Genomic DNA, 12,767 nt, shown 5'->3' with positions numbered 1-12,767 from the left:
ATAAAGTTATTAAAATAATGAATAATTCAACAGTTAAACTGCCTAACTTTTTAATTTTCGGTGTTCAAAAAGCAGGAACAACATCAGTTTATAACTATTTAAACCAACATCCTGAAGTTTATTTAAGTCCCGTTAAAGAAACCAATTTTTTGGAAAAAGATTGGCAAGAACTCGCTAACCAAGGTCATCAATTTAACCCCAAAAACATTGTAACATTTGAACAGTATAGTAAGTTGTTTGAAGGCGTAACGAATGAGATAGCTATTGGAGAAATTTCCCCTAATTATCTTTTTCATCATCAAACATCCATAGGACAAATTAAGCGTTATGTTCCTGATGCTAAACTAATTTCTATCTTAAGAAACCCGGTGGATCGAGCAATTTCTGACTATTTAATGCACGTAAGAGAAGCTAAATCTAATACGATATTAAAGGAACAGATACAATACAAAGCAGATAAATCTTTTGTGATTTTGAAAGGTTATTATTATAAGCAAGTGAAGCATTATATAGAAGAATTTAGTCACAATCAGGTCTCTATATTTCTGTATGATGATCTTCGCAAAGATTCTAAACAATTTATCCAAGAAATCTATAAAACTATCGGGGTTAACCCTAATTTTGAAGCAGATACCTCTCAGAAATCTCAAACAGCACAAATACCAAAAAATGAAGGTATTAATAAACTATTAGTCAAAGATAATCCTATTCGTTCCTTATCAGCAACTTTGCTAAAACCCCTTTTATCCAAGGAAAAAAGACAAAAATTTCGCTCTTTTTTGATATCAATGAACTCCAAATCAAAAGAAGAAATGGATTCATTTGATGAAGAAAAACAACTACTTTTAAGTCTATATCGTGAGGATATTCTGCAACTTCAAGACCTAATTGATAGAGACTTATCAGCTTGGTTAAACCTCTAAACAGTTAAATCATTCCGCAGTGACTTACGGGGAGACGGGGAGACGGGGAGACGGGGGGTAAATTCATCCGATAAACTATTATCAATAAAGGATAACAAAGCAACTTTGGGATACTCCTGGGGGGTTTTACTAATTTGTCAATAGGTATTTTAAATAGGTGTTAGCTTAGGAGTGAGAAACTTCTGACTTTGTTAGTTCTTTTTATCATTTTCAGCAGAATGAGTTATATTATGGGTAATATGACCCTGTTGTTAACGACGGGGTTTAAAAATAACTTTTCATAATTTTTTAATAAACTACTCATGGTCACCACAGAAAACCCATCAACCAAACCCCTAGAAACCTATTATTGGTATTGGCAAGGTCATCGCATCAAGTATACTGTCAAAGGACAAGGACAACCCCTATTATTAATTCATGGTTTTGGTGCATCCATCGGCCATTGGCGCAAAAATATTCCCCATTTATCCCAAGAAAATTGTCGTGTTTATGCCCTAGACTTATTAGGTTTTGGTGGTTCAGATAAACCTCAATTAGACTATAGCGTAGAATTGTGGCGAGATTTAATTAAAGATTTTTGGCAGGATCATATCAATGAACCGACAATTTTTGTCGGCAACTCTATCGGTGGTTTATTAACCTTAATGATCTTGGCTGATTATCCCCAGATTAGTCAAGGAGGTGTCTTAATTAATTGTGCTGGTGGTTTAAATCATCGTCCCGATGAGTTGAATTTTCCCCTCAGATTTATTATGGGAAGCTTTACAAAATTAGTCAATTCATCTCTGACAGGGAATTTCATTTTTAACCGTATTCGCCAAAAACACCGCATTCGTCGCACCCTTTACCAAGTTTATAGCGATCGCAATGCAGTCACCGATGAATTAGTCGATATTCTCTATGAACCCTCTTGTGATCCTGGGGCCCAAAAAGTGTTTGCTTCGGTATTAACTGCCCCTCCCGGACCCCATCCTAACAGTTTATTACCCCACATCAATCAACCTCTTTTAGTCTTATGGGGAAGCGATGATCCTTGGACTCCTATTTCTGGGTCAAAAATGTACCAGGAACGGGCAAAAAATGGACAAAATACCACTTTTCATCCCATCGAAAAGGCTGGCCATTGTCCCCACGACGAAAAACCCCAACAAGTCAATGATTTGATTTTAAATTGGCTAAACTCTCTTCCCTTATAGTTTTCCTTTAGGTGGAACAATTCATATCTATATGGGTCAAAACTCATTAAAGGTGGATAGGTTTTTCCTTATCCACCTTTATTATCTAAAACAATAAAAATGATATTAATAGAGGGGGGTTTTATCGTATTTTTTACTTTTGTCTGTTTCAATCGAAGCCATTAGCCAATTAATTTTAAATAAGGAGAGCAAACAATGGTCCAAGCATTAACAAACAAACAGAGATGGTTAACCGCAACTGTAGCCAGTTTATTATTAGGAACAAGTTTAGTCGCAATACCTGTTCAAACCCAAGCAGAAGAACAAGTTGAGCAACAACCAGTGTTGAGCGAAAAGGAACAGGTTAAACAAGCGCAAGCAAAGGCACTGGAAATCATCACCAAGATGACTGCTGCACAACGCTCCTATCACGAAGAAAATGGGGAATTTGAGGTTGTTATTGATAAGATAGCCGAGGACCATAACTTAACTTTGCCTTCTACCTTTAATTACGCTGTTCGCACCAGTTTTCAAGGGGCTTACATTTACGTTCAACCGTCTGACAATCCCATAGCTAACAAACTGACAGGGTACGTTGGGGGTGTTTTCATGAAGTCTCCTGAAAAAGCAAAAGATAATGAGACTCAGAAAGGGGAAATTGTTACAATTATCTGTCAAACCAAAGAAACAGGACGCAGACGGCCAGCCGATCCTAGAGTCGCTAGACCCAAAGATTCAAGCTCAACCAGTGACCTATCCTTAAGCTGTGCGGACTCTACTGTACCAGTTCGCAATAACTGATCAATATGCACTTTGTACCATTTGATAAACTGGCCTAATCCTTGATTTTGATCACTTAATCACCAGACATAATGGAATTAAATTGTTCAAGTTGCGATTATGTCAGTTTCCCTAGAATCTCCTCACACTAAACTAACCATCACCCCACACACCATTCAACGGGCAAAAGAGGGCTTATCCGATGCCCAAAATCCTCAGATCAAAAAAGCTATTCAACAGGGCTTAAATGACCTAGAAACTATAGCTGAAGGGACGTTTCAAAGGCCGATTGATGGTAATTTCCGTCATTTTATTTTGCGATCGCTGATTCATAGTTTATTTCGGGTCAAGGTAGACTATCCCGAACTCATTCCCCGTAGTCCCGTTATTTTGGTTGCAAACCACCTTAACCATATTGACCCATTTTTGTTATTATCTGAGTCCTCGGCCTCTCCCTATTTTCACATTTTGGGGGATGCGCGCACCCTTTATAATAAATGGTGGAAACGCTTTATTTTGGGGCTTTCTGGTGGGGTTATTCCCTTAGAACGTCGTTGGGGTCAAGAAACTGCTATCATTGAAGCGGCAGAAGGGGAACACCCGGAGTTAAAGCCTTTAGCCCAAGCGATCGCAGAAAATGTCCCTTCTGGAGAATCTATTAAAACCCTACGTCAGATTAACAAGGCTGTTGAGGTTATTTTAGCACAAAAACAGGGTTTAATGCTCTTTCCAGAAGGCCGTTTAGGGGCAACAGAGGGAAAATTAAGTCTTCCCCTGAAACGAGGAACCGCTATCTATGCGTTACGCAGTGGGGTTCCGGTGGTTCCTGTTGGTTTAGTGGGGACTAAAAATTTATACTATCGCAAAACCTTAACTGTTCGTTTTGGGGAACCGTTGTCATTTCCTCAAGTTAAACATCCCAAACGTCAAGACATTGATAATGTCTTAGAAAGCTTAGAAAATGCCTTAGTTGAGTTATTACCTTCCCATTATCAAGAACCGGATGAACTCAAGTTATTTTCAGGTTTCTTGAATCATTTTTTCTGTTAAATTATTGTTGAAGTTATATAGTAAACATAAACAAGAGTTAAAGCAGATGTACTCTTTAAATTTACCCCAGGAAATCGAAGATAGGCTAGTTTCTCTTGCTAACGAAACTGGACGCGACAAAGATGATTTAATGAATGAAGCATTATTGAGAGGCATACAAGATATTCTAGAAGATATGGAAGATGTTGCTGATGCCACCAAAATAATGCAAAGTTCTAGTAGACAGTGGACGCTTGAAGAGGTGGAGGCTAGAATTGATTTGGAAAGTCACCTTTAAGGATGAAGCTGTTAAGCAGCTAAGAAAACTTAACCCTAACATTCAAGATAGAATTACGAATTATCTAAGAACTCGCATTGCTACTGAAGAAGATCCTAGAAGGTTTGGAAAAGCCTTAACAGGTGATCTCAAAGGTTTATGGCGTTATCGTGTTGATGATTATCGTATTGTCTGTTTAATAGACAATGATATCTTAACAGTTTTGATAGTAAAAATTGGTCACAGACGCAATATTTATGTTAAGTAATCAGTCATTTTCTTTGGTATTCTATTAATGCTTGTTTAATTGATGGGTTATTTGGATCAATATAAGGAATACGGTTAATTTCTTGATAACCATACTCAGATAATTGTGATAATTCTTCTTCGGAAACTGGCCAGGGTGGACCATCAATATTACCTTCTGTATCTCGAAGGCGAGTCACAATTAAGAGAGTTCCTTTTGCTTTTAACAAGGTTGCGATCGCGTCTATAACCTCTTTTCTAATAGTGATAGGTAATGCTTGAATAGTTCTTGATTCAAAGATGAGATCAAAACTATTTTTCCAGCTATTATCTAAGTTGAGTAAGTCAGCAACTAGGTAATTAACGGAACTATTATTAAACCGTTTTTTACACCATTCGATTGATGAGGGGGCAATATCAAAAGCGGTAACATTAGCATTATTTTGGGCTAAAATTTCGCTGTCATCTCCTAAACCGCAACCAATAACTAAGGCTTTTTTCTTGGTTAGATTTACTGTTTTTATCCAGTTTTCTAAACAAGGATGGGGCTGCATTTTTGCCCAAGGAACCTGATCGGGGTTTCCTAATGCGTCGGTGTAAATATCCTCAAACCATCCAGTAAAATCATTTTTTTGTTGATAGTTTGAAACTAAATTTTCAATTTTTTTACGTAAGGGGTTTAAATTTTCGTTACTCATAATAATTATCAAAAATGGGTAATTAATCATCCTATGGTGGGCAAAAAAAGACAGGTGATCAAATCATTTGAAAGAGTTTTCAATTTGCCCACCGACTATATTACTATCATAAATCATAAATCATAAATTCTAAATTATCCATTATCGAACCATTCTTTTATCGCTTCAGTAACTTTAGTATCAAGAGGACGTTTCATCGCTGTTACAAAGTCTTCATCGGGGTTTCCTAGTCGTCGAAAACTATGATCTAAACCTGGAAAAATATGGGTTGTTATTTGCGTATTCCCTGCTTGTTTTAATGCTTCTGCTGCTAATAATGCTTCTGTATGTGGTGTATTATGATCTAATTCTCCATGTAATAATAAAACAGGACATTTTACCTTAGAAATAAACTCAAACGGAGGAGTATAAAAATGTTGTTTCCAGATAAGAAAATCCAATTTTTTAGACCAAGTTTCATCACCTAATATTACATTAGTATTTCCTTGTTTAATTTTGTCACATAATTCATCAGTTTTTACATAAACCCAATACATCAAAGGAAAAGTATTTTTAAAATTTTCAATCGCATCTTGTTCTAATTTCCAAAAATTATCCCGTTGCCATTTTAAAATAGTTTCTAGGTTGTTATAAACTCCTCCTTGCCAAATATAAAAATCTAAATCTAAATTTTCAGCAGCCAACATTAAAGCAATAACTGCACCTTCACTTTGTCCTAAAATACCAATTCTATTATTATCAATTTCAGGTAAAGTTTTTAACCATTTTATTGCTTCTCTTGCATCATCAACTAAAGTAAATAAATCAACATGATCACAATCACCTTCGCTTGTACCGCACCCTCTTTTATCGTATCTAAAAGTAGCGTAACCTAATTCTTGAAATAATTTTGCTTCATCTTTAAACAAGTTTCTGTCAGGTAACGTAACAGGAAACCAGTCTTTTTTTGAATTATCTAAATTACCGTCACGGGTCTGAGGAAAAGAACCACCCACAAATAAACAAACAGGTGGTTTATTGATGTTTTCTGGTAAGGTTAATGTTCCTCTGATTTTAGTATTTTTTGAAGTAAAGTAGGTTGATTTTTCCATAGAATTAGCTTTTATTCAGTCAATCGTCATGTTAGCTTAGCATAAAAGTCTATTTTAAGAAATAGAGGAGCAAAAACATGAATACAATATTTATCTGCTTATTCAAAAATAAAATTCTTTATATTATAATATAGAGATGAATAAATTACGGTTTGATTGGGATTACGCAAAAGACAAAATTAATCAACAAAAGCATGGTGTTTCTTTTGAAGAAGCTAAAACCGTATTTTATGATGATAATGCTATTCAATTTTGGGATGATTATCATTCTAATGGGGAAGAGCGATTTTTACTACTTGGTCGAAGCTCAAAAATGCGAATGTTACTAATTGTGCATTGTTTTCGAGAAGAACAGTCTATCATTAGAATTATATCAGCCCGAAAAGCAACCAAAAAAGAAAGTCAAGAATATGGAGGATAATATCATGAAACCAGAATATGATCTTACTAACATGAAACGTCGTCCCAACCCCTATGCTAAACAACTGAAGCAACAAGTAACCTTATCTCTAGGTAATGACATAATAGAATATTTTGATCAAAAAGCACAAGAAAAAGGAATTTCTTATCAAGAATTAATCGATATATATCTTCAAGATTGTGTTATAAATAAACGTGAACTTTTTTTGTAGGATATAGGGTTTCTTTACACCTATATCCTCTACCAATCAAGCTAAAATCTAAATTAGTTTATTTTTGTTTTTTTCCGCGAGAGATAAACCTTAATCCACCTAATCCTAACAAAGCAACCAAAAAAGAATCAGTAGGGGTTAACGGCCCTTGACCCCTACACCTGATTATAAATGTCCTTATACTCAGTTTTCCAATGCACAAAAGCACCAAAATTAACGGTTATTGGTGTATTAGCATAGTGTAATACACCCTACAATTATCCTAAGAATAATATTGATATGGTCTTACCAAATCTCACTTAAATCTAATATAAAACCAGGCAAAATATCTTCTCCCGATAAAGTTTTAGGTTCATTTAAAATCTCTACTTCATAACTCAATCTATATATTTCTACTATTTTTGTTGATGGAGAGATTAACCAACCTAATTTAACTCCATTTTCTAAATATTCTTCCATCTTTAATTGTAAGTCAGAATATCGTTTATTTTTCATATCACTAGGACTAACTAATTCAATAACAAAATCAGGTGCAAGAGGGGGAAAACCCTCTTTTTCTTTAATAGTTAAAGCGTCCCAACGTTCTAATTTAATCCAACTAACATCAGGACTTCTTCTAGCACCATTAGGTAAGATAAATACAGTAGAAGAATCAAAAGCTTCTCCCGTACCATTTTGATCTGTCCAAACTCCTATTTGTTGTATTAAACGGCGATTTTTTCTTCCTGCTTCACCACCAGTAGGACTCATAATAATTAATTCTCCATCTTTTGTTAACTCCATTTTTGCCAGTTGTTCAACAGAAGCAAGTTCATAAAATTGTTCTGGAGTAACTTTGAAATTTTTAGGAATACTAATAGTTTCCATGATAAACATCCCTCTCAAACTATTTTTAAGGAAAGTGAATTGAATATTATCCACTCACTATTATATAATATTCATAATGTCTAAATTTACAGCATCCTTCAATTCCTGATTTATAATTACAAATCTTATGACTCTTAAAAATTTTGATAGCGAAGACAATAACCGTAAATTTGAATTACCTGGAGCTAAACCCCATTATAACCCTGATCGCTACGGACAAGTTGACCATATTTTCCTCGATTTAAGCTTAGATATTCCCCATCAAAGCTTCACAGGAACTTGCACTATTACTTTAACTCCTGTTCGTCCCCGAATCAAGAAATTAATTCTCGATGCTGTTGACTTAAACATCAATTCTGTTTTCATCAATGAGGTTAGTCAACCCTTTGATTATGACAAGGAAACATTAACTATTAATCTTCTTCAACCAACCCAAGAAGATGCTATTAAAATAAGTATAAACTATGGTGTAGAAAATCCTCAAAGAGGACTATATTTTATTGCACCAGACGAACATTATCCCCATAAACCAACCCAAGTTTGGACTCAAGGAGAGGATGAAGACTCGCGTTTTTGGTTCCCTTGTTTTGATTATCCTGGACAGTTAGCAACCTCAGAAATTAAAGTTAAAGTTCCTAATAACTTCATGGCCATTTCTAACGGTAAATTAATTAAACAAGAAACCGTTGGCGAAGAAACTATCTATCATTGGTTACAAGAACAGATTCATCCTACTTATTTAATGACTTTAGCTGTAGGAGAATTTAGTGAAATAAAAGACCAATGGAAAGATATTCCTGTAACTTATTATGTAGAAAAAGGAAAAGAAGAACAAGCAAAATTAAGTATGGGTAAAACACCCCAAATGATTGATTATTTCTCATCAAAATTTGGTTATGATTATCCCTACCCAAAATATGCTCAAGTTTGTGTCAGTGACTTCATTTTTGGAGGGATGGAAAACACATCAACAACCTTACTAACTGATCGCTGTTTATTAGATGAAAAAGCAGTTAAAGATAAAACCTTTACAGAAAGTTTAGTCGCCCATGAATTAGCCCATCAATGGTTTGGTGATTTAGTGGTTATTAAACATTGGTCACACGCTTGGATCAAGGAAGGAATGGCTTCTTATTCTGAGGTTTTATGGACAGAAAACGAGTATGGAAAAGATGACGCTGCTTATTATTTATTGAACGAAGCAAGAAGTTATTTAGAAGAAGATTCTTCCCGTTATCGTCGCCCCATTGTTACCAACGTTTACCGAGAAGCAATTGAATTATATGATCGCCATTTATACGAAAAAGGTGCTTGTGTTTATCACATGATTCGAGGAATTTTAGGTGAGGAATTATTTGATAAAGCCATTCATAAATTTGTCAATGATAATGCTCACAAAACTGTAGAAACTGTTGACTTATTAAGGGCGATAGAAACAGCAACAGGTTATAACTTATTATTCCTATTCGATCAATATGTCTTCCGAGGAGGACACCCAGATTATAAGATTAGTTATAGTTGGGATAATGATAATAATTTAGCAAAATTAACCGTTACCCAAACCCAAGCAAAAGAAGAAGATGGTAATATTAAAGATATCTTTGATCTAAAAATTCCCATCGGTTTTGGCTATGAAAAGTCACCGATGAAAATCTTTGCTTTGCGTCTTCATGAGAAACAACAAACCTTTTACTTCCCCTTAGAAACCAAACCAGACTATATAAGTTTTGATGTTAATAACTACTTCTTGAAAACCGTAAAATTAGAATATCCTCTTGCCGAATTAAAAACCCAATTAAAATATGATCCTGACCCCGTTTCTCGCACTTATGCAGCCATTGCTATTGGCAAAAAAGGCAACTTAGAAGCTATTAAAAGTTTAGAAGAAGCCTTGACAAAAGATCCCTTTTGGGGTGTAAGATTAGAAGCAGCCAAACAGTTAGGAAAAATCGCCTTAGATCAAGCAGGAAAAGCCTTGGTTAAAGGATTAGACGACGAAGATCAAAAAGTACGTCGTACTGTCATTCAAAGCTTAGGAAAAATCAAAAATGACCACTGCTACCAAACCCTAAAAACCTCTTTACAAACCGAAGAAAAAAGCTACTATTGTGAAGCTGCGATCGCAAGTAGTTTAGGGTCAATTTTATCCGGTAGTTTAAAAGAGAAAACCCCAGAAGTAATTGACTTATTAAAAAATGTTTTAGAAACCCGTTCAGCTTGGAATGAAGTGGTAAGATCAGGAGCAATTATAGGGTTAAGTAAACTAAAAACCAGTGGTGATGCTGTGGATGTAATTATAGAATATACAAAATTAGGAATTCCTCAAGCATTAAGATTAGCAGCTATCCGTGCATTAGGAACTATTTCCACAGGACAAATCCCCGATAAATTAGAAGAAATTCTAGATAGTTTAGAAGCCATTTCTCAAGAAACTTTCTTCTTAACTCAGGTGGCCGTAAGTACAGCATTAGGGCAAATGGAAACACCAAAAGCGGTTAGTATTTTGCAAGGTTTAGCCGATAGAACACCCGACGGAAGAGTTAAAAGAAGGGCAGAAGAAGCTATCAAGAAAGTTCAGAAAAAATTAGGTTCAGATAAAGGAATTAAGTCCTTACGAGATGAAATTGAAAAACTGAAACAAGAAAACCAAGAACTACAAAGTCGTTTGTCTAACTTAGAAGCGAAAAATAGTTAACTAAATTAAGTTTTATATAAGGAAATTTAGAGACAACTTGTCATTTCATTTATCATTTAACATTTATCATTTATCATTCGTTTGGAAGTAGGCTTGAAACCTCTCCCAAACTTCTTTCTCCCTAAAGGGAGAGGCTTGAAACCAAAATGAAGGATGTTCAATGTTAAATGTTCAATGTTTGGTCAAAATAAAAAGTAGGGGTCAACAAACGTTGATCCCTACTCCGAACTCCGAACTCCGAACTCACGTTTTAAATATTAATACTTTGGGGAATACGACTGGGAGATAAAAAGTTATAAAACGTTCTTCTCACCTCATTTCTATCATTAATAGTGGTTTCAATCTCTAAAAGACGATTTTGAAAAGCTTTCAAAGGTTGTTCCACCAATGGATCTTGAAAATAACCCTCGCCATAATCACCCAGTTGTGTATAATAAACCGATCCCAAAGCATAACCGGTATTCATTTGTAACTCAGCTTGAGGAATAGGCGGTAATAAATCAAAATAGTCCTGTTTCGTGGCTTGGGGACTGTTAGGGGCATCTGTATAGCCAGCTAGAGGCATATTTGGTGCATAAGACATATCACTCGCTTGGGGAAAATTAACCGCCGCGTGTTGCGCGCTAGAAGTAAAAATAATCAGAGTAACTGCATCAACCAAATAAGCTTTGCTATGAATATCAACCCCACCTGATGGCGTTTCTTGGCCAACACCGATCATGCGTCCCCCATCAACAGCAACTAAAGCTTTTATCCACCCTTGAAGTTCCGCATCTTCTTGTACATCTTGGTCCGAATGATAGTAAAGAGACAAATAATCATCCACCCATTGATGAATGCTATGCCAGATCAATAAGCCATCATCTCGATAAGGATAGTCAGGAAAAGACTCAGCATCATCCACACCCCGTAAAGCTAAAAATGTCGGTAACATCGAATCATTAAACACAAAAGGATAACCCCTAACCCCCTCAGCAGCGAGGCCAACAGACTCCTCAATACTACCAGCCAAAATCCTATCAACCGTTCCTTCATTGCTAATTAAACTCAATCTGGCCGCCGAATTAATCAACAACGTTCCCTCGAAATGGGGACGCAGTAAAATACCCAAAGGATGATTGGCCGCCAGTTGTCGTTGAGTCGCGATGGCAAAGGGTTCCATCCATAAATGGGTTCGCCCTAAATGAGAAATCAACTCATGATAGTTACCATCAGCAATCTGCACGATGGTTTTCGCCATTAACCAATACCATTGTTGGTCACGGGGAGTTCCTGCCGGGGGACGGGTAAAAATGGGATAAGCTATACTTGGTCTCTGTCCGCATTGAATAGCCACCGGAACCAGACAACCGGTGTTATCAGTCCCAGAAGCAACCGCAAATAAAGCGATGGGTGCATAGATATACTTGCGATAATTTGGGGGAAAATTACCGGCGGTGATAGTGTCGAAGATCTCGTAGTCAGCAATATATAAGCGTTTCTCTGCGATCGCCTTTTCCAGAGAATCTTCTGGCCCCATGACGGAACGATAATCTTCATTGGTTAAGGGAAACTTATCGGGTAGTTCTTGTCTAACCCGTTCCAGTACCAAGGGGTTTGGACCTGCTACTCGTTGCGCAGCAAAAACCCGATCTTCTTGGAAATGATAACTAATACAAGGAAGATGGATAATCTCAAAGAGATTGTTATAAGATTCTAATTCGTCCACTGCATTTCTGGGGGTAACTGGGGGAGTTAGGTCGATTCTGGTGTTGGTTTCCCTTTGATTTTCAGCAACTTGACGACGTTTTAATATGCGACCAATTAAGCGGGTTAAATTTTCAATTAACCACCAAAATAAGCGATTTTGACTGTTTTTTTCTAAGGGGCGACTGATCAAATCGATCAAGATGACAATGCGAGTTATGACACCATAAAGCAGCAAATTAAATCCTAACCCTCCGGCCGCAAAATCTTCGATCGCACGGTTGGAGAGGATAGTGAGAATTGCTGTAATGACATCAAGAAACCATTCCGGTTCTTTGGGAAGTTCCTCTGGTATTGGTAACTTCTGGATCATTGCGATGCCATCTTGGTTAGGATAATAATCCCATTTATAAAGTTTTCGTTCTTTTTCGAGAGATTCTAGTCTTTGTTCTGGGTTGGAGTCGTTTTGAGGCAGAGATGGGTTCATAATATTTTATATTTTTAACTATAGCGTTTCTCAGACTCATGAGGTACACCTAATATAGCAATCGCCAGGGCGATTAGGACATAGAATAGAGAAAGACCCTTAAACTTTTCTCCTCTATGGCTAAACCTTACAGTTATGATCTCCGCCAGAAAGTCATTGATGCAATCGCGCTTGATGGACT

General features: G+C 36.3%; 13 protein-coding genes. 9 read left to right on the top strand and 4 right to left on the bottom strand.

Features of this window, described 5'->3' with window-relative positions:
• Positions 1-17 precede the first annotated feature (17 nt).
• From QNJ66_RS17625 to QNJ66_RS17600, 6 genes are all read left to right on the top strand, one after another.
• Positions 18-923 (top strand): sulfotransferase, encoded by a 906-nt coding sequence (locus tag QNJ66_RS17625; RefSeq protein WP_300509226.1) that lies wholly within the window; start codon positions 18-20, stop codon positions 921-923.
• Between the two features lie 302 nt (positions 924-1,225).
• On the top strand, positions 1,226-2,119 hold the full coding sequence (locus QNJ66_RS17620; RefSeq protein WP_300509224.1) for an alpha/beta fold hydrolase: 894 nt from the start codon (positions 1,226-1,228) through the stop codon (positions 2,117-2,119).
• A gap of 195 nt (positions 2,120-2,314) precedes the next feature.
• On the top strand, positions 2,315-2,899 hold the full coding sequence (locus tag QNJ66_RS17615; RefSeq protein WP_300509222.1) for a type IV pilin-like G/H family protein: 585 nt from the start codon (positions 2,315-2,317) through the stop codon (positions 2,897-2,899).
• A gap of 99 nt (positions 2,900-2,998) precedes the next feature.
• On the top strand, positions 2,999-3,928 hold the full coding sequence (locus QNJ66_RS17610) for a 1-acyl-sn-glycerol-3-phosphate acyltransferase (RefSeq protein ID WP_300509220.1): 930 nt from the start codon (positions 2,999-3,001) through the stop codon (positions 3,926-3,928).
• A gap of 46 nt (positions 3,929-3,974) precedes the next feature.
• Complete coding sequence (locus tag QNJ66_RS17605) at positions 3,975-4,205, top strand: hypothetical protein (protein ID WP_300509218.1); 231 nt, start codon at positions 3,975-3,977, stop codon at positions 4,203-4,205.
• Positions 4,183-4,452 carry a type II toxin-antitoxin system RelE/ParE family toxin gene (locus QNJ66_RS17600; protein ID WP_300509216.1) on the top strand — a complete coding sequence of 90 codons (270 nt, stop codon included), beginning with the start codon at positions 4,183-4,185 and terminating at the stop codon, positions 4,450-4,452. The genes QNJ66_RS17605 and QNJ66_RS17600 overlap by 23 nt, the downstream gene beginning before the upstream one ends.
• Before the next feature lie 4 nt (positions 4,453-4,456).
• On the opposite strand, the gene QNJ66_RS17595 is transcribed toward QNJ66_RS17600, so the two are convergent.
• Both QNJ66_RS17595 and QNJ66_RS17590 read right to left on the bottom strand, forming a co-directional pair.
• Positions 4,457-5,128 carry a class I SAM-dependent methyltransferase gene (locus tag QNJ66_RS17595; RefSeq protein WP_300509214.1) on the bottom strand — a complete coding sequence of 224 codons (672 nt, stop codon included), beginning with the start codon at positions 5,126-5,128 and terminating at the stop codon, positions 4,457-4,459.
• A gap of 134 nt (positions 5,129-5,262) precedes the next feature.
• On the bottom strand, positions 5,263-6,219 hold the full coding sequence (locus QNJ66_RS17590; RefSeq protein ID WP_300509212.1) for an alpha/beta fold hydrolase: 957 nt from the start codon (positions 6,217-6,219) through the stop codon (positions 5,263-5,265).
• Between the two features lie 136 nt (positions 6,220-6,355).
• On the opposite strand from QNJ66_RS17590, the gene QNJ66_RS17585 reads away from it, so the two are divergent.
• Complete coding sequence (locus QNJ66_RS17585; RefSeq protein WP_300509210.1) at positions 6,356-6,640, top strand: BrnT family toxin; 285 nt, start codon at positions 6,356-6,358, stop codon at positions 6,638-6,640.
• 4 nt (positions 6,641-6,644) lie between these two features.
• Positions 6,645-6,851, top strand: a complete 207-nt coding sequence (locus QNJ66_RS17580; protein ID WP_300509208.1) for a CopG family antitoxin — start codon at positions 6,645-6,647, stop codon at positions 6,849-6,851.
• Between the two features lie 285 nt (positions 6,852-7,136).
• Here QNJ66_RS17580 and QNJ66_RS17575 read toward each other — a convergent pair whose 3' ends face one another.
• The gene (locus tag QNJ66_RS17575) at positions 7,137-7,718 is read right to left on the bottom strand and encodes a Uma2 family endonuclease (protein WP_300509207.1); all 582 of its coding nucleotides are present in this window, start codon (positions 7,716-7,718) and stop codon (positions 7,137-7,139) included.
• Between the two features lie 127 nt (positions 7,719-7,845).
• Between QNJ66_RS17575 and QNJ66_RS17570 the strand changes: the two genes are divergently transcribed.
• Positions 7,846-10,413, top strand: coding sequence for a M1 family metallopeptidase (locus QNJ66_RS17570; protein ID WP_300509205.1), 2,568 nt, complete (start codon positions 7,846-7,848; stop codon positions 10,411-10,413).
• Between the two features lie 250 nt (positions 10,414-10,663).
• Here QNJ66_RS17570 and QNJ66_RS17565 read toward each other — a convergent pair whose 3' ends face one another.
• Complete coding sequence (locus QNJ66_RS17565; RefSeq protein ID WP_300509203.1) at positions 10,664-12,586, bottom strand: lipoxygenase family protein; 1,923 nt, start codon at positions 12,584-12,586, stop codon at positions 10,664-10,666.
• Positions 12,587-12,767: the final 181 nt, after the last annotated feature.

Origin of the sequence: Crocosphaera sp., from assembly GCF_030064895.1 — a bacterium.
Taxonomy (GTDB): Bacteria; Cyanobacteriota; Cyanobacteriia; order Cyanobacteriales; family Microcystaceae; genus Crocosphaera.
This window is presented reverse-complemented; position numbering and strand designations above follow the sequence as displayed.